The 19,460-nt window shown below is 42.8% G+C and carries 15 protein-coding genes; 14 read left to right on the top strand and 1 reads right to left on the bottom strand.

The features are described 5' to 3' along the window. Position 1 precedes the first annotated feature (1 nt). From FTU44_RS09630 to FTU44_RS09695, 14 genes are all read left to right on the top strand, one after another. A complete protein-coding gene (locus FTU44_RS09630) occupies positions 2–454 on the top strand; it encodes a GNAT family N-acetyltransferase (protein WP_180050354.1) in 453 nt (150 codons plus the stop codon). Between the two features lie 2 nt (positions 455–456). Further along, the gene (locus FTU44_RS09635) at positions 457–840 is read left to right on the top strand and encodes a hypothetical protein (protein WP_159515825.1); all 384 of its coding nucleotides are present in this window, start codon (positions 457–459) and stop codon (positions 838–840) included. Next, the gene (locus FTU44_RS09640; protein ID WP_180050357.1) at positions 840–2,870 is read left to right on the top strand and encodes a methyl-coenzyme M reductase; all 2,031 of its coding nucleotides are present in this window, start codon (positions 840–842) and stop codon (positions 2,868–2,870) included. Before FTU44_RS09635 ends, FTU44_RS09640 begins: the two co-directional genes overlap by 1 nt. Continuing rightward, on the top strand, positions 2,870–5,695 hold the full coding sequence (locus FTU44_RS09645; RefSeq protein ID WP_180050360.1) for a lytic transglycosylase domain-containing protein: 2,826 nt from the start codon (positions 2,870–2,872) through the stop codon (positions 5,693–5,695). The genes FTU44_RS09640 and FTU44_RS09645 overlap by 1 nt, the downstream gene beginning before the upstream one ends. A 65-nt stretch (positions 5,696–5,760) precedes the next feature. Next, the gene (locus FTU44_RS09650) at positions 5,761–8,928 is read left to right on the top strand and encodes a hypothetical protein (RefSeq protein WP_180050363.1); all 3,168 of its coding nucleotides are present in this window, start codon (positions 5,761–5,763) and stop codon (positions 8,926–8,928) included. Positions 8,929–9,016: 88 nt separating this feature from the next. Beyond that, positions 9,017–9,352, top strand: a complete 336-nt coding sequence (locus FTU44_RS09655; protein WP_180050366.1) for a hypothetical protein — start codon at positions 9,017–9,019, stop codon at positions 9,350–9,352. A gap of 3 nt (positions 9,353–9,355) precedes the next feature. After that, on the top strand, positions 9,356–11,008 hold the full coding sequence (gene terL / locus FTU44_RS09660) for a phage terminase large subunit (RefSeq protein WP_180050369.1): 1,653 nt from the start codon (positions 9,356–9,358) through the stop codon (positions 11,006–11,008). A 9-nt stretch (positions 11,009–11,017) separates the two neighbouring features. Continuing rightward, entirely contained in the window at positions 11,018–13,651 is a 2,634-nt protein-coding gene (locus FTU44_RS09665) for a hypothetical protein (protein ID WP_180050371.1), read from the top strand. A 33-nt stretch (positions 13,652–13,684) separates the two neighbouring features. Beyond that, the gene (locus FTU44_RS09670; protein ID WP_180050374.1) at positions 13,685–15,637 is read left to right on the top strand and encodes an acyltransferase family protein; all 1,953 of its coding nucleotides are present in this window, start codon (positions 13,685–13,687) and stop codon (positions 15,635–15,637) included. A 55-nt stretch (positions 15,638–15,692) separates the two neighbouring features. Next, a complete protein-coding gene (locus tag FTU44_RS09675) occupies positions 15,693–15,977 on the top strand; it encodes a holin (protein WP_257226466.1) in 285 nt (94 codons plus the stop codon). Then, positions 15,961–16,503 carry a glycoside hydrolase family protein gene (locus tag FTU44_RS09680; RefSeq protein WP_180050377.1) on the top strand — a complete coding sequence of 181 codons (543 nt, stop codon included), beginning with the start codon at positions 15,961–15,963 and terminating at the stop codon, positions 16,501–16,503. Before FTU44_RS09675 ends, FTU44_RS09680 begins: the two co-directional genes overlap by 17 nt. Further along, positions 16,504–16,866 carry a hypothetical protein gene (locus FTU44_RS09685; RefSeq protein ID WP_180050380.1) on the top strand — a complete coding sequence of 121 codons (363 nt, stop codon included), beginning with the start codon at positions 16,504–16,506 and terminating at the stop codon, positions 16,864–16,866. It begins immediately after the preceding gene. A gap of 333 nt (positions 16,867–17,199) precedes the next feature. Next, positions 17,200–18,051, top strand: coding sequence for a 3'(2'),5'-bisphosphate nucleotidase CysQ (locus tag FTU44_RS09690; protein ID WP_100355033.1), 852 nt, complete (start codon positions 17,200–17,202; stop codon positions 18,049–18,051). Between the two features lie 60 nt (positions 18,052–18,111). Beyond that, positions 18,112–18,846: a phosphoglycerate mutase family protein gene (locus FTU44_RS09695; RefSeq protein ID WP_034608526.1), complete on the top strand. Its 735-nt coding sequence runs from the start codon at positions 18,112–18,114 to the stop codon at positions 18,844–18,846. 85 nt (positions 18,847–18,931) lie between these two features. Here the strand turns inward: FTU44_RS09695 and FTU44_RS09700 are convergent, their stop codons facing one another. Next, a complete protein-coding gene (locus tag FTU44_RS09700; protein WP_257222417.1) occupies positions 18,932–19,258 on the bottom strand; it encodes a hypothetical protein in 327 nt (108 codons plus the stop codon). Between the last annotated feature and the right edge of the window lie 202 nt (positions 19,259–19,460).

Below are 19,460 nucleotides of genomic sequence, written 5' to 3' on the forward strand. Positions count from 1 at the left end.
GATGCTTGTACGTGCAGCAACACTAAAAGATTTAGACACGCTTGTTGACTGGGGCAAGCGTCTGACCAGTGAATCACCACGGTTTAAGAAACAGGGCTTTGATGAAAAGCGGGCGCGTAATGTATTTACGCATTTGATTAATGAGCTTGAGTCTATCCTGATCGTGATAGATGAGTATCAGAACCCGGTCGGTACATTGATCGGTGCGATTGATATTGATTGGCGAACAGGCCAGAAACTTGCTTATGAGCAGGGTCTTTATGTTTTGCCGGAGTATCGTAAATCAGGTGCAGCCAGTGACCTGATTGAAACATTTAAGGTATGGGCAGAGATGAATGAAGCAGATCGTATTCAAGTCGGCACCATCACCGGCATTTATGCTGAACGTACTGTGAAGCTGTATGAATCTCTAGGCTTTGAACTGGTCGGCTATGTTCTGGAAATGGAGGTCTAATCATGTGCAATCCAGGCGGAATCATGCAAGGCGTTCAAAACATGGCAAATGCTCAAATGGCAGATGCTGTGTCCAAAGGTAATGCCAAAACTATCAACTCAGTCGCACGTGCAGAAGCCGAAAAGATGAAGCGGCAAGGCAAAAGCAATGCTTCAACGGCGCGTGCACAGGCTGCGGAAAATGGTGTGAATGTTGACTTAGGTGCAGCAGCAATGCTTCAGGACGAGCATATTTCTGATGCAGCCTATAACGCATCACTCAATATTTCAGATGCAGGTTATCAGGCTAAACAGGTTCGCATGCAGGGCAAAATGCAACGTAACAATTATGCAATGCAAGCCGCCTCTGACTTTATGGGTGCAGCATCAACAGGAGGATGGAAATAATGGCGTTAATTCCAAAATCTCAAGGTCGGGATGTGTCTCGACCAGTGATGCAGCAGCATACGCCGATGACCGGACTCGGAAGTATTGGTAAGACAATCGACGGCATCATGGATGAACGCAGACGAAAATCCGATGAAGCCGATGTATCTGCCAAACGCGCAGAGCTTTATCACAATGATCTGGCAGAGAAAGAAGCTAAAGTTAAGCTAGATGATGTGCTGACGACCGAACTATCAGAGCAGGTTACATTGCTTAAAAACGATGTGGCCAACGGCGCAATGAATGCTGATGTAGCCAATAAAACATTGCAGCAATGGTCTGAAAAGCGCTTCAAAGATATGGAAGGTGAGCTGCCCGGGCATGCTCACCAAGCATTAAGTCAGCACTGGTCCAGCAATGTGAGCCGTAATGCCACTGCATTCCTGCCATTGCAATTAAGCGCAGACTCCAAGAAAGGCACTGTACTTGCTGATCGTTATCTTGAGATCGGTACACGTATGGATCGTGAAGCTGGGGCTGAATACGTCAAATCCAACATTCAGAGCTTGAACATACCAGAAGCACAGAAACAGGCACTCATTTATAAATACCAAGGCACACGTGACCTGCAAGATATTGATGGGCGTATTACTTCGGCGGTTGAAAACAAGGACACAGCCAGCCTGCAGCAACTCATTACCGAAATGGATAACGGTGGTTTTGGTTTTACCGATGGCCCAACACTGCAGCAGAAAAAAGCTCAGGCGCTGAGCCGGATCGATGCAATCAATAAACAGGTTGAAGTTGAGGAAAATAAGCGTCTGCAATTAGCCGGCAAAGTTCTGAATGATTTTAAATCTCAGGTGCTGACTGGTCGTGCTTTAGATGATGATTATCTGGCAAGTGTAGGCGGTGCAGTGGTCGGTACTGAACATGAAGCCGAATATAACTTCTACAAATCACAGTCCAATAATTTTCAGCAGTTTTCTAACCTGTCTACATCTGAGCAGCTAAAGCGTATCAATGAACAGAAGGCGCGTGCCAAGAATAGCAAGACCACTGATGCTGTGAATGAGGAAAAGATTTTAGGCGTGTATGAGTCAATCCATAAGGAAAAGACAGAAACATTAAAAAATAATCCCAATCAGGCGGTACGTGAAGCAGGTTTAGAAATACATAGCCTGAATGCTGGTGAGTTGAAAGGCAGCCCTAAATCATTTGCTGCAAAGGCAATTGATAACGGCGTGAGTCAGTTGGCGCTTAAAGACCCAAACATTGTGGTGAAACCGATTGCTGCAGAAGACCTGCCAGAAGCCAAACAAGCGTTTGAAGCCAAGTCTGTGAATGACAAGCTGGATTTTATTGGTGAGTTAATCAACCAGTCTAAAGGCGTACCGAATGGCAGCAAGATCTGGTCTGCAACTATGGGCCAACTTGGCGGTGGTGATCTGTCATACCTTATGGCCGGTGTAGCACGTGCCAATAACTATCGTTCACGTGATGGTGAGGATGTAGCAGCAGCAATTATTTCAGGTACTCAGGCACTAAAAAACAAAGCTTTGGTTATGCCTACAGATGAACTACTCAAAGAAGAATTTAATAATTACGTGGGTAATTCTGTTTCTGGTGCTACAGCAAACATGAATTTTTCGGCATTTAAATCAATCTATGCACATTTATCTGAGCGCAATGGATATCAGCACAAAGATAATAAAGACATTAGCAAAGATTTGGCCAAAACAGCACTAAGCCTGACCACTGGTGGCGTATATGAACAGGGTATGAAGTACGGCAATCAAAAGACATGGAAGGTATCAAAACCTTACGGCATGGATGATGACCTCTTTGAAAGTGAAGTCAGCAAAGGCTATGCCGCGATTTCTCAGGCTACTGGTATCAGCACAGCCGAACTGGAAGATTTACGCCTACGCCGATCTGACAAGCGATCTAAAAAAGGCGAGATCCAATATGACCTGATCAATGAACGTGGTGCGCCGTTACAAGTGGGTGGCGTGATGTGGCGGATCAATATGCAGGGAGCAACCAAGTAATGAGTAACTGGCTATCTGAATACTCCACTGATGATCAAAAGCAGGTCGATCAGCTGAATACACCAGGTGTGGCGTTTAAGCCGCTTGAGCAGAAAGCAGAATCTGGCGCACTGTTTAAAGTAGCTGCACCGTTTCGTGGTGCGGCAGCTGGCTTCGCCAAAGTCGGTGATGCGATTGCCGCGCCAGTTGATGCTGTTGTGGATCGTGTTTCATATTCCCTTGATGATGTTGGCAAAGAAGAATTTAGCGAGCCGTATTCTGCATACAAGGAGCTTAAGCAAAAGACGCGTGATGATCTGGTCTATGAATCCATTGATTATCTGCAAGATAAAGAGAATACCGGCACAGTTGGCAATATCGCATTCAGTCTGGGCGACTATGCAACACGTGCGGTGGTCGGTAGCGCTGTTGGTGGTATTGCTGGTGCAGCAGCTGTTACCGGTGGATCTGAGACTCACTATGTCTATGGTGACTTAACCCGGGAAGGTGTGGACGAAGAAACCGCTTTAAAAGTTGCTTTGACTGATGGCGCGGTGGCTGCGGTATCAACAGCTTTGCCTATGTCCTATGGTTTTAAAGGCACAGGCGGCATGATTAAAGATGGTCTGCTTTCAGTTGGTGGTGCATCTGGTCTATCGATTGGTGGCCAAGCTGTATCAGGTGCAATCCTAGAATCGGAAGACTACGACAAACAGGCTAAAAAATACGAAGTCACAGCCGAGTCAGTCGCTACAGATATCTTGCTGAATACCCTGTTTTTTGGTGCAGCACGTGGTGCTGGCAAGTATTTCAATAATCCCGATGTCACACCAGAACAGCAGCAGGCAGCACTGGTTTTAAATGAATTGGAGTTTGAAAATACACTGGCACCAGTGAATCCGGCCAATCCAGTTCAAGCCAATAACCATATTAAAAACTTGGATGCTTCTGTTGAAGCAATTCGCATGGGTCGACCGGTGAATGTGGTGCATCCGGTGAAGGGTGAGGACAAGCAGAAGCCTGTTAATTACAACACCATGGCTCTACCAACCAATGCCAAAACGATTGCACGTAAAGCACAACAGGCCGGGATTCCTCCAAATGTAGCTTTAACCATTGCTCATATTGAAACAGGTGGTTCATTCAGCCATACAGCCAAGAATCCAACATCATCCGCACATGGTCTGTTTCAGGTGCTGGATAAGTCGTGGAGTAACTTGGGCGGCGGTGATCGATCCAATATTGATGAGCAGATCCGTATCGGCTTCAAGCACATGAAGCAGGCAGAAAGCCATATCAAGAAAAGTATTGGCCGGGAGCTGCAACCGCATGAGCATTATCTAGGGCACCTACTTGGACCAGGTGGAGCGTCTGCAGTATTAAAAGCAGATCCAAATGCAAAACTGATTGATGTGGTTCGTAAGTACGATCCAAAGAATGCTGATGCAATTGTGGCCAATAATGGCATGTCTGGTCTGACCGTTGGCCAAGCTATTGGTAAATGGCAAAACAAGTGGAACAGTCTAAGCGCTCGATATGGTGGCAATGGCACCAGTACTGCAATCGGCATGGATGGCAGTAGCTATGACATGGCTTATGAGGTCAAATCACTGGACGAACTGATTGCATCTAATGATCTGGCCTATGGGGTGAATCCGCTTTATCCGGGTGAACTGCAACCGCGTGACCGTACCCGTGAAGCATCACGCCAGCAGATCGAGCGCATGGCCGATGATCTGAAGCCTGAATTGCTCGGTGAATCTCCAAAGCTGTCTGATGGTGCACCAATTATCGGCATGGATAATGTGGTTGAGTCTGGCAACGGTCGTACACTGGCCATTGCAAAAGCTTATGAGTCGGGCCGTGCTGAAGAATATCGGGCCTTTCTGGAACAGTACGCATCTGAACGCGGCATTGATATTGCCGGCATCAATAATCCTGTTTTAGTCCGGACACGTTTAACCGATACAGACCGTACGCAATTCGCAAAACTGGCCAATGAATCGGACATTGCGCAGTACTCCGCAACCGAACGTGCCGTGAGTGACTCAGATCGTCTGCCTGATGCTTCTTTACTGAAGATCAATAATGATGGCTCAATTAATTTAGATGGCTCTATGGACTTTGTACGCGGTTTTGTGGGGTCATTGCCAAAGTCAGAACAGGGCACAGTGATTACCGGTGACGGACGTTTAAGCCAGGAAGGGAAACGCCGTATTGAATCCGCCATCATGCAGCGTGCTTATGATGATTCGTCACTGATTGGCCGTATGGCTGAGAATCTGGATGATGACAGCAAGACTGTATTGAATGCCTTGTTACGTGCTGCACCACAATTGGCACAGCTTGATAGTTTAGTGAAACAAGGTGGTCGGCATCAAAACACTTTGGCCAAGGATCTGGCACAGGCAGCGCAAAAGCTCAGTGATCTGAAAGCCAATGGGCAGAACGTACCGGATTATTTAAATCAAGGTCAGCTCCTCGAGGACGGTTTAAGTGATGGTGCAAAGCAGTTTTTAAACGTATTTGATACCAATAAGCGCAGTGCTAAGGCCATTTCAGACAATATTCAAAGTGAGATTGATCGGATCGAGGGGATGGGCGATCCGCGACAAGGTTCGTTGTTTGGTGATGGGCCAGAAGAATCAGCCGCTTTAGATATCATCATGCAGAATCCGGATCAGCAGATTTCTGTCAGTCGTATGCGACCGGATGGTGAGATGGAAGAAATTACCATGTCTTTACGTGAACGACTGGATGAGCTGGAAGCAGAAGCACGTCAGGCACAAGAAGATACTTTGGCCGCACAGACTGCCATTAGTTGTGCTTTACAGTTTGGGGAATAGTTTTACCCAACAAACCACATTCTTATTAATGCTCAGATGATGGAAATTATCTGGGCATTTTTATTATGAAAGACCAATGCAAGGCCGCCGTAGCGAAAGCGCTCGGGAAGGCAACACTCAACCAGCAAGAAGCCACCAACATTGAAAACCGGATCAAGGACGCGATGAAGTCCTTGGCCAAACAGGATATTAATAACTGGCGCAATCTATCTGATGCTGAAAAACTGGTGAAAGCCGGTGAATTTGTGGCACAGGATATTCAGGCGCAATTAAAACAAAAGCATGCTATTGCCGCACGTGACATTCTCACTCAAAACAAAAACCTTGCCCTGCTGGATCATCCGACCTTAACCGCCAGTGAAGTGGTAGACCGTATGGTGGCACCGCATGGTGATATGTCGGGTGTTCAGTCGATTGATTCTAAATCCCGCGCGATTGCAGCCATTTACCGTGGTGAGCTGGTGGACTTCTATACCAATGTGAAAGGTGCTCTAGGTGTCTTTACCGATGCAGAACTGGTGCAGAAAATTGTCCGTGAACGATTCAATGACAGCACTGGCGACCCATTGGCCAAAAAGATTTCAGATAAGATGGGCGAAGTGTTTGAAGGTATGCGCGAACGCTTCAACCGTGCCGGCGGTGATATTGGCAAGCTGGATGATTGGGGATTACCGCAGACGCATAGCCTTGAAAAGATTGTATTAGCTGGCAAACAGGCATGGGTGCAAAAAGCAGAAGGCTTAATCGACACTTCAAAATATGTGCATGAGGATGGCACGTACTATTCACAGCAAGAGATCCGTGAGCTGCTTGAATACTCATTCGACACACTGAGCAGCAACGGTGCCAATAAAACTGAAATTGGTCGTCAGTCCTTTGGGGGTAATTCCAAAGTTACCAGTCGTCATTCTGAAAGCCGGGTACTGCATTTTAAAGATGCTGAATCGTGGATGGAATATCAGTCTGAGTTTGGCGGCATGCCGTTTGTGGATCTGATCGAGGCGCACGTAAATGGATTATCTAAAGATATTGCTATGGTGGAAAATCTGGGCAGTAGTCCTAAGAATTCCATGCGCATATTGATGGATGCAGCAGAGCAAAAGGACTGGCAAAAGGGGATTGATGCAAACGATACAGGCAAGAGCCGTAAACGTGCACAGACCATGTTTGACGAGTTCTCTGGCCAGAATACACCACAATCCGAAGTGCTGGCCAATATGGGTTTAGCGTACCGATCTATGAACGTGGCATCTATGCTGGGCGGTACCACAATTTCATCCGTCACCGATCAGGCCATGATTGCTAAGACTGCATCGATCCATGGCATTGCCTTCCGCAAAACCTTCGGTGAGTTGCTCACACAGTTAAATCCAAAAAATAAAGAAGATCGGGAGCTGGCGCATAGCTTGGGTCTGGCCACAGAGGAAATGCTCGGCTCTATTGCACGTTGGTCTGATGACGGATTGACTTCAGTACATGGCAAGTCACAGAAACTGGCCCGGGTATCCAGTGGGATTGCTTCACAGGTTATGCGCGTATCTGGCCTAAATGCACTCACAGCAGCGTCAAAAGTCGGCTTTAGCAAGATGCTTATGCATAAATACGGCACCTTGACCCGTGATAAAGCATGGGCTGATCTGGATGCAATGGATCGTGAGCTCATGGAAAAAACCGGACTGAATGAACGGGCATGGGAAGTCATGCGCCTGGCTGATCCTGTCGTGGATCGGAAAGGCAACCAGCTCATGTCAGCACGTTCTATTTATGAAATTCCAGATGATAAGATTTTAAGTGCTGTGGATGGTGACGTTAAAGCTTTGACGGATGATATTGATAGTCAGATTAAAGCACTAGATGATCGTAACGCTTTAGATGATCAGCGCATGACCAACAGATCACAAAAGGTTGATGATGTTAAACGACAGCTATCACAACGTCTTCTAGATTATGCCAATCGAAAAGATGCTAAATCACAGGCTGAAAAACAAGCACTTCAGGATCGTATTGATTTGATCGATGCGCAGAAGGAGGCTGCAACTGCTCAGACAGATATAAACCGTTATCTTCAATCAGAAAAGCAGGCTGGTCGAATTCAAGATTTCCTACAGCAAGTTGAAGATGGCCGTCACTCCGATAAAGCTTCAGAATCCACACGCAAGAATATTGAACGCAATGCTAAGCAGTATGGGAATAGAGCAGAAAGTTTAGGTTATCGCCTTGGTAATGCTGAGCGAAGAATGACAGAGCTTCGTGCAAAAATGCGCAATGCAGATAGCAGTGCCAATAAATCTATTCAGCAGAAGTTTAAGGAACTGGATAAGCGTGTAAATACCTTGGATGCAGAGTTTATTGAATACCAGACAAAGGTTGCTGAGCGCCAGGCTAAACGTCAGCATGTCATGGATCGCCTTGCAAATAGCATTGATGGAGAGAAAAAATTATTAGCGCAAAAAATCCGTGATGAAGTAGCCACACAGTTTCAGGCGCATTTACTGGATGAACAGGGAATGGCCGTGGTTGAAGCCGGATTACGTGAACGTACTTGGATGAGTGCAGGGCAAAAGAAAGGTACAGCCATGGGTGAAATTCTAAAAGGTATGCTTCAGTTTAAATCCTTTCCAGCAGCATTCTTGATGCGCCATGGTTCACGTACCATGGCACAGGATGGTGTGAAAGGTAAGGCGGCTTATGGGGTATCATTATTTGCCATGACCACCATACTGGGCGCACTGGCTGTACAGTTGAAGGAGCTGGCCAACGGTAACGATCCTTCAACTATGTGGGATAGTGACGATCCGCAAAAGGCTATGAATTTCTGGACGCGTTCAGCGGTTCAGGGTGGTGGCCTATCTATTCTGGGTGATATTCTTGTTGCGGGTACAGACACTTCAGGGCGTAGTGCTTCGGACTTTATGGTAGGTCCATTGGGTTCAGATGTTAAAGCGGTACTTGGTCTGACTGTGGGCAACCTGACGCAGTACTACGATGACAAGGACACCAATGCATCCAATGAAGCATTCCGCTTGCTTAAGAACAAGATCCCTGCACAAAACTTGTGGTATACCAAAGCCGCGACTAATCGCCTGATCTTTGATGAAATGCAGGACATGATTGCACCAGGGTACCGTGAAAAATTATTGCGTAAAGCCGAGCGTGAGCATGACCGGACACGCTTCTGGGGTGACGATGTAGGTGATATTCAGATGCCTGATTTTGATCGTACAATTCAATAAGACACCGTTTACCTTGCAGTAAGTAGGACACCCAATTAAGCCCAATCAAACCCCCTGTATATATGGCTTATATACGGGGGGATTTTTTATGTCGGATGTAAAGAAGTTACGTTTTCTAAAGCCTGAAACAGTAGAGAAGTTAAAACTCTGTATGGAGATGGCCGGCACGGATGCGGTCGATCTAATGACTGAAGCTTATGGTCAGGACGTTTTTGATAAGAAAGGCCGTGGTGACAAAGTGTGGCTATACAAAGGCGCAAAAGAAGCATTGACCTGCATGGAGAAACTGAACCGCGTCTTGCTGGATGATGAATTGTCAGCTGGCGACGGAAGTGATCGGAAGGTATCACCAGAAGCACAGGCCGCAAAATTACTTGAAGCTGTGGCCAAAAAACTGGAAGAACGTAAGCAACGACCGAGCTAATACATGATCAAGGTCAGCTTTGCTGCTTTCTTTCTGGTTTATGCGGAAGCCATGAATTGGGAAGTGCCGGAGTTTCATTTAGATGTCTGTGATTTTTTAGAGGATTACGGATCACTTGGCTTATTGATGATGCCACGTGGTCACGGTAAATCTACGATTCTGGATATTTATAACGCATGGAAGCTATTCATTGATCGCAATCGATTGATTCTGCACCAGGGCGCAACTGATGGAGATGCTTCAAAGTGTAGCCGTGGTACTCAGCAAGTCATTGAAAAGCATCCGCTGTGCCAATTGTTTGGCGTATTTAAAGAACGTGGTGAATTGCAAAAATGGTGGGTGACTGGATCGGAAGATGTGCGGCACGGCTCACTGCATGCGCGTGGCGTATTGTCCAACGTGACGGGTGCACGTGCACATGAGATTCAAAACGATGATGTGGAAATGCCGGCCAACATTGGTACACCTGAAGCGCGTGAAAAGCTGCGCTATCGCCTGTCCGAGCAGACGCACATCCTTATTCCTGGTGGGCAAAAGCTATTTGTCGGTACACCGCATACCCATGACTCCCTTTATACGCAAGTACAAAAACAGGGTGCAAAATGCATGATTCTTAAAATGTTTGAAACAGAAAAACGCTTTGAAAATATCAGCGAGTGTTTATCTGACTTCGATCCGGTTTATGTGTTTAGTGGGATCAGTCATACCGCCAAGCTGCTCACACGTGATGAAGATTATGCAGTTTATAAGATTGGCAGCACCTTTAAAATTGTTCTAAAGGAAACACACTATCTGATCGACTTATACAGTGAATCACTATGGCCTGAACGCTTTACGCCGCAGGTTATGGGAGAACGCCGTAGAGAATGCCGGACATTAAACGAATGGGATTCACAGTATCAGATGCATGCCAAGCCGGTTGGTGAAGTTCGACTTGATCCGGATAAGATGATTCCTTATGACTGCGAACCAGTTTTGAGACGTGCCAATGGCCAGTACATCATGATGCTGGGTGATCGTCAGATTGTTGGCATTACCATGCGATGGGACCCATCATCTGGAAAGCTGAAATCTGATATTTCCTCAACTGCATTAGTGCTGCATGATGATTTTGGTGCCAAGTATTGGCATAGATCCGTTGCACTGACTGGTGATGTCGTCACTCATGACGCACAAGGAAATATCATAGGTGGTCAGGTATGGCAGCTTTGTGACCTGATTGAGCAATTCAATGTACCGAGTCTAACGATTGAGACTAATGGTATTGGTAATTTTGCACCGGCAGCATTAAAAGGTGCGTTAAAAGCACGCCGTATTCGTTGCGGGGTAAAAGAGCAGCATAGTTCAGGAGCTAAAAACAAACGCATTCTTGAGGCACTGGAAGGCCCATTGATGTCAGGTTTACTTTGGGTACATACATCTGTGATTGATACACCAGAAGAAGGCGAAAACAGCTCAAGACAATATAAAAATATGCGGATGTTTAATCCTGCAATTACGGATCAGCCTGATGATGATCTGGACTCTTTAGCTGGTGCAGTGACTGATTCACCAGAACGCGTAGGCAAAATACACAGACAAAATGAGGTCAATGAAGGCCCTAATTGGAGAACAAACGGTGGTGTTGTTGAAGCCACTCTAGACTTTGAAAATTAGGGGCAGATCATGGCAGTTCCAGAACAAACGCCGTATATCGAACACACTGGAAATGGTATTACAACCAGCTTCGCACTAAAGTTTCAGTGTGAATCAAAAGATCATTTAATTGTATTAGTGGATGATATTGAACCACCAATTGCAACGTGGAGCCTAACTGGTGGAAATGTGGTATTCACTACAGCACCAGCAGCCGGTAAAAAAATTACCATACAGCGAAATACACCATTTAATCGGACTGCAGAATACCAGTCCTTTAATAATTCATTTCGACCGCAAACTGTAAATGTTGATTTTGATCGGATCTGGTGGAAGCTTCAGGAGTTGGGGGTAGCTGACTGGATTCTCGGTGCACGTATTGATGCATTGAAAAACTATGTGGATGATCGAGATGATGAGCTTCGAGCTTATCTCATGGAAGAAATCCGCAAACAAGGTGTGGCTTTAGATCAACTGGATGAGTATTACAATTATCTCATGCAGCGACTTGCTCAGATTGCAGTTGATAAAGGGTGGGATGCAAGTTTTGTTGTTGATGGAAACAAGAATCAAAAACAAATAAATGATGATCAGAAAAGATTTAATGAGAGATTCGTTTTTCCACAGGATTTTGGAGCGAAACTAGATGGTGTTACACCAGATGATGATGCATTAGAACAAGCGGCAGCTAAGGCTAAAATTAAAAAATCTACGCTTGTTTTAACAGGGGCACCTTTTCTAACTCGTTTAATTAATATTGATTGTAATATTGATGGCCGAGGAGCTGAGATCTTAACTGAACATAATTCAACACATGCGGTATTTGATATTAATGGCGGTAAAGGTCTAAAAATAAAAGATTTAAAGTTTAAAAAAACAAGAACAACTATAAAACGTGGCTTTCCTATTCAAATTCGTGGAGAAGCTGAAGACATTGAAATTCTAAATGTCGAATCTGATGGATATCGGAGTGTGGTATCCGCAGTGAATGATTTTGATCCAACAATCAATGCGAAATTTAAGTTTAGTGTATCTAATACAGCTACAGGTGGAACATGGAAAATTGGATTTGCCACAATAAAAACATTAGGACAGCTTGCTTGGACAACTTCATTGTCACATAGCGCAACAGCATCAGAGCTACAAGTAGCATTAAATATTCTATTAGGTGTTGGTAACACTCAGGTTATAAAGCAAGTTAATGATTATATTATTGAATTTATCGGAGAATTGGCCGGAATTTATATTACTCCACCTTACCTTTCTTATGCATTAACAGGTACCAAAAGTTATGGTGGTTCTGTTGAAATCATTCAGTATGGTGGTGGCAAATTTATAAAAAACCTAACATTAGACAATGTTAGAGCAAAAAATAGTGGTGAGTACGGTATTGCACTTGGTTTGGTAGACGGATTAAAAATTATCAATTGTGTTGGAAAATACAGTTTTTTTGATGGAATCAAGTTTATTAAGCATGTAAGAAATGTAGACATTCATGGGGGGGATTTTTGTTTTAATGGCACATCTTGGCTTGGGGTTGGCAGTAGCCAACAAACTGGGGATGGTCTGGATGCGTATGCCGGTGGTGAAAATGTAAAAATTTTTGGGGGAAGGTATAATTTTAATCGGGGAGCTGGATTGCAGCTTAAGAATGATGACGATTTAGATTTATCCGGGTATGGAATGGGCAAATATGGCTTATGTCGAAATTTTGAAATAAATGGCATTGAAGCATCATTCAACAGTGTTTCTGCTGGCTTATGCATCACTATAAACAAGAGTGGGGTTAATGATTATTCTGTCACTGGTGTGACTGTAAATGGTGGGGTATTTGAGGGAAATGCTACGGCTGGTGTCTTAGCAGTTTGCGGACAGAATATCGTTTTAAATTCAGTAAAAACAAAGAGAAATGGATATTACGGAATTTGGATTGGTGAGTTTGCTAAACATGTTTCAGTAAATCAATGCTCTGCAATTGCTAATGCAAGAAGAGGGCTTCTCATACAGGGTAAAGAAGTTACTATTAATGAGGGTATTTATGATGGCGCAGATACAGATAACTTGACATTTAATACAGATACCAGTGCTTTAATAAAACATCACAGTAGTAACATACAGGTTGATGCCACTGCTGAGAATGTATTAATCAATATGCCTTACGAGGCAAATAATTCAAGTGGTCGAGGTATCTTGGTAAATGGTTCACCTAAAAACGTGGTTATCCACCAGAAACCAACCGAAACATTAACTGCAAATAGTTCTTTAATCTATGGTGATATTGGGTCGACATTTATCAACAAATCGGGTGTTAAGTTTACAAAAATTACTGGCACTGTCTCGACAGGGATCTGGCGCAGTAGAGATGTAAAACAAGTTGTAAATATTAACGCAGACACAACCATCAATGGTGCTGCTGACTTGCACATTGTTCGTGCTCAAAATAGCAATGTAGTAATAACATTACCTTTGGCACAGACAATGGTAGGGCTGAGTACTTCTTTCATACTATATACAAGTACAATTTATAAAGCACAAATTATGAGTCAAGGTGCGGACACAATTAATGGCGGTTCTGTATCAAGTATAGAATTAAGTAGTATTGGAGAGTGTTGTGAATTAACTGCGACTAGTCTTGGATGGCTTATAACAAATAAGCTAAAATAACTTATCATTGATAATCAACATATAACTTTAAAAATGAATATAAAATATAGGACTGAAATTGATGGATTGAGAGCAATTGCTGTTTTGCTAGTTGTTCTCAATCATTTGGGAGCTACCTTATTTAAAGGTGGGTTTGTAGGAGTTGATGTATTCTTTGTTATTTCAGGTTTTCTAATTACGAGCATTATTAAAACTGAGATTGAGAATAATGATTTCACATTTACAAACTTTTATAAAAAAAGGATTTTGCGTTTAGCTCCTGCATATTTTTTGGTTTTAAGTACAACAACACTTGCAATGTTTTTGCTTGCAGCACCTCAGCAGCTTGTAATGTACATAAAAAGTGTTGTCTACTCTTCTTTTTTTGCCGCTAATTTTTTTATGTGGAGCGAGTTAGGAGGATACTTCTCAGCTAATGCGGAATTTACACCTCTGCTGCATCTCTGGTCGCTAGGTGTTGAAGAGCAGTTCTATATTTTATTTCCAGTAGTGTTAATACTTTTAACTAAGTACTTTCCAAAATTTAGAGTATTTCTAATAATTTTAGCTTTATTGTTTGGCTTATTATTATCTCAATATATGTCTATCAACAATGCTTCAGCAGCATACTTCTTATTACCATTTCGTGCTTTTGAGCTTTTATTGGGAGTGCTGCTTGCATTCATTCCTGTGAGATATTTTAAAGAAAATATTTCTAATATGGTAACGGCTTTGGGTTTAGCCTTAATTTTAATACCAGCTTTTACTTTTAATGAAAAAACTATTTTCCCTGGATTGAATGCTTTATATCCTTGTCTTGGCACAGCTTTGATTATTTATTTTGCTCGAGCAGGTATATCTCAGAAAATACTCAGCTCAAGTCCAATGGTATTTTTTGGAAAAATTTCATATCCACTATATTTATGGCATTGGCCACTTATTGTTTTTCTTAATTTTTACTTTATCGAGATAAACATACTGGTTGGTTCTGCGACATTCTTGACTACTGTGCTTTTATCATGGCTAACATATCAATACGTAGAAAAATATTTCTCAAAATTCAAAAATTCCAAGCCTAGGTTAATTATCTCGAAAGGTTATTTACTTCCAATTTTTGGCGTGGTTGTTTTAAGTACATTGACTTTTCAAACACAAGGTTTTTCTAAAAGATTTAATGATAGTGTCATAGATCGCGAAACAGCTTTGTACTCAAAAACACATGTTATTAGATCACAGTGCATAAATGGCAGTTCAGATAAATTACCTAATTCTGATAAATGTAAATTAGGGACTGATAAAAATGAAGTAGATTTATTGCTGATTGGGGATTCTCATGCTAATCATTTTGCACCAATGATTGATGTATTTGCCAAGGATATGAATTTGCGTGGTTATGATATAGCGAAAGACTCTACTATATTCTTGCCAAATATCGATAGATATAAGAATGAAAAAGATAATGTGGTTTTAGTGAGGGATTTTAAGGTTAGAAATGATGAACTTATTAAGTTAATAAAAAATAATAATTTTAAATATATTGTTTTAGCTGGTTCTTATGCAAATAGCTATGAAGATAGCATTTTCAAATCACATGAGAATCAAAAATCAAGTGATGTATTCTTAAAAGGTTTAGATGATGCGATTACTCTAATTGAGTCTAAAAAAGCAATTCCTATTATTATTAAAGGTAGCCCCAAACTAACTAATTATGATCAAACATGTTCATTAAGAAAAGAAATGTATAAATCTCAAATAGATTGCGATATCTCAATAGAGCAGTATAAAAAACACTTTAAAAAATGGGATAAAGATTTAAACATTTTGAAAAGTAAGCATCCGAATTTAGTGATTATCGATCCTGCTAAAGTCATGTGCAATGCAACTATTTGTAACAGTGAGTTAGGTGGTATTCCTCTTTATGTTGATAAGGGGCATTTAAATTATGAAGGATCTACGCTTGTAGGTAAAAAGTATTTACAAGAATTTGGAAATCCATTAAAGAATTAATTTTACCCAACAAACTACCACTAACCCTGATCTTTAATTAGATCAGGGTTTTTTAATGTCAAAAATTGGGGGCGGCATGTCCGATCAGAAATCAGCAGTTGTTGAGATGGCAGCATCCGTTTCTTCAGCTGCATCAAAAACAACGTATGCCGGGGCCGCTTCTGGTTTTGTGGCATACCTTGCATCAATTGACGTTTTGGCATGGCTGGGTATCGCACTTGCTTTGGCTGGCTTCATTGTGAACTGGTACTACAAGCGACTGGAAAACAAACGAGCTGATGAGATCCACAAACTAAAAGTAGAGCAATGGGAGAAATATTACGATGTCAAACAAGACTAAATATTATGTGCTTGGTTCTTCTCTGATGCTTGCTGCAGGGATGTGGATTACTGGCCCAAGTGAAGAACAGGTGCGAGCCACAGCTATAAAGGAAGGTTATACATCCAAGCCAGTGATTCCGGTAAAAGGTGATGTACCGACTATTGGCCACGGCACCACAGTCTACCCAAATGGCGTGCGCGTTAAAATGACTGATCCGGCGATTGACCGCAAACAGGCTTTTGAATACCTCAAACTGCACATGGATAAAGATGCACAACGATTCAATAAAACGGTTCTGAATATTCCAATATCACAGCCTGAATATGATCTTTATCTGGATTTCACATACCAGTACGGCACAAGTGCCTGGTCTGGATCGTCAATGCTTCGCCACTTGAAAGCACGTGATTATGTTCAGGCATGTAAGTCACTTTTGAAATGGAGGTATGTCGCAAAGCGTGACTGCAGTATCCGTTCTAACAATTGCTATGGCGTATGGACCCGACAAGTTGAGCGCTACAACAAATGCATGGGAGTGAACTAGATGCTAATTATCAGACTGATTTTATCTAACATGCGCTGGACGATAATCGCTGTGCTGTGCATCGTGATTCTTTGCCAGCTCTTTTATACCAATCGTTTAGCCGGTGATTTACGCAAAGCTGAAACGACATGCCAAGACAAAATCAATAAAAAGCTAAAGCCATATCTCGATGCTGAAAAGAAAGCACAGAAGCTGGCCAACGAAGCAGGTGAAGAATATGAAGAATCAAAAGAAGTTGAGCGCGTTAAAACCGAAGTTATCACACGTGAAGTGCAAAAGATCGTGGAACGTCCTGTTTATATCAACACTTGTATTGATGATGATGGGGTGCGCCTCATCAACGAATCTGGTAATACCGGCTAATTTGAAAACACCTTGTCCGAATCTATTAAAATTAGAATCAGGTAAGGGTAAGGATGTGATGCCAGTGATGATTGATGATCGACGAAAGTATGTAGATTGTAGTCAACGTCATGCAGCTGTAATTGGTATTATAGAAAAGTCCTCCAAGTGAGGGCTTTTTGCTTATAATGAATCAGGTATGTTTTTGAATGTGTACAGTAATGTGTACATAAATATTTATAAAATTAAATATTAAATAAAAAATATATCTAAATTAATAACTTGCTATCCTAGCCATCCATATCGAAAATTATGGTAGGTTTTTCAGAGCATTTTGACATATTTAGGTTTTCTATGTTTAAAGCAATAGCAGCACCACAAGATCCGATGATTTTGCAGTTTGTGCCCATTTTGACACAAGCCTGTGAAATTTTGCGAGAAGAATATCAGCGTTATTGTTCTGGTGCGGCTTTTGATGTCATCCAAAAAAATGATAATTCTCCGGTAACTCAGGCAGACTTGAGGGTCAATACTTTTCTAACTCAGGCTTTGGCAGATATTTCAGACTTGCCTTTATTGTCAGAAGAAGGAAAAGAACATGAGCGTCGTTCATGGCCAGAATTCTGGTTATTAGATCCGCTAGACGGCACCAAGGAGTTTTTGCATCAGCGGCCTGAATTCACCATCAATTTGAGTTTGGTTCGTGGAAGTTTGACGACTTTTGCCATATTGGCAGTACCAGAACAGCAAATGATTTATTTCTGTGCAGAGCAGGGGCTACCTTATAAATATGACCTTCAGCGAGATACGTGGTTTGGCTATGAAGCAGCGCCAACAGACCAAAGAATTGCGATCGGTCTGAGTCAAAGTAGCCAGCAGAAACCGAAATATGTCGACTATTTACAGCATCTGGCCAAACTTACCGAATATACAGAGTTCAAAGCGGGCAGCGCCTACAAGTTTTGTATGATGCTGGAAGATCAGGTGGATATCTATCCACGTTTTCATCCGACTTCGGAATGGGACACTAGTGCTGGTCAATGTATGCTGGAACGGATTGGTGGTGGTTTGGTCGATTTAAAAGGACGGCCATTTATTTATAATCATCGCGATACCTTGCTCAATGGCGGATTTATTGCCTATAAAAATAATAATATGAAAAATATTGCATTACAGGCGGTGGCTGACATGCAGGCCGAGCATTGAGCAAAATCCTGAGCATGGTATAGTGATGATTAACTCATTACCAATCCAGTTGGCTGTCACGTGTCCCTGAAACTGCTTCCACCGAGTATGTTAAGTGCAATTGATTTATTGCCTGATGTACAGACGCCTGTCACCTTATTCACACGCCATTCGGTTCGTGAAGATGTTCCGGGTCAAGGTCTGGCAGGTTATGACCTGCAATTGACTGGTCAGGGGCGGGATCTGGCACAGGAATGGGGCGCTTATCTGGCTGATCAGACAGATCGTGTAATTCATCACTGTATTTCGAGCCCGATCCAGCGCTGTATTGATACTGCTGCGCTCATGATTGAAGGTGCGGATGCGGTTACCCCTGAGCAGAATACCCATCGTATTGAAATTATCGAACAGGGATTGCTGGTCGAGCCGGGCAGTTTTGTGCTGGATATTCAAAAAGCCGGTCCTTATTTTGCCAAGCAGGGCGCTCTCGGTTTTGTGAACAGTTTTGTGAATAATGCCTTGCCGGGGATGAAACAGCCGATTCATGGTGTGGTGGATGTGCTGGAACTGATTTATAACACCCATCCGCAAAATAAGTATGGGCTGAGTCTGGCAGTCAGTCATGACACGATTCTGGCAGCGATGATTGCCGTAATGTCCGGGCGTCAGGACATCAGCCGAGAAGACTGGCCCAAAATGATGGAAGGTCTGTTTGTCTGGTTCGAGGGCGATGTTTTTCTGGAATCAAAACTGAAATGGATCTGGCGTGGTCAGGTACATGAGCTAGATATTGCTGATTTTAAGCGTTCCCAGTAATTTTAATTTAATAGGTCATTCATTTATCATATAAAAAGCCCAATCGCAGATATGATTGGGCTTTTTACATATAGGTCTGTTTTTTCTAAATGTTGGCTTTTAAGCGCTGAGGATAGGCATTGAGATCAAGCAGGTCACCTGTATCATTCAGCGGCCAAAGAGGACTATTGACTGGAACCTGTTGCTGATGAATGCGACTATATTTGTCGGCGGCGATCAGTGTTGCGATGTCATGTTCCGGAAGGCTGTAAGCTGCAACGACTTGTTGGGGATAGCGGGTGCGTATATAAAAATCTACTTCATTTTCACCCTTATATCGGGCAAAGATATATTCTACTGCGGGCAAATACACACCATAGCCTAACCAGGCATCTACGCCTTGAGATGCCTGAAGTTCAGCAGTGCCTTTCATATTGGAAATCACCCGGCCTAAAATGTCTTTTTCACCTTGGGTCTTAAAGTATTCAATATATTGCTGTTCGATTGCTAGGGCGTGTCATCAATTAGCTTGAGGAAAACCGCCTTGTCCCCATTATACTTTTATGACTAAACGCTATGCATTAAAAGATGAGCAGTGGGAACAGATTAAAGATCTGTTACCTGGACGAATGGGT

Origin of the sequence: Acinetobacter sp. YH12105 (assembly GCF_013419095.1) — a bacterium.
Lineage (GTDB): Bacteria > Pseudomonadota > Gammaproteobacteria > Pseudomonadales > Moraxellaceae > Acinetobacter > Acinetobacter pseudolwoffii.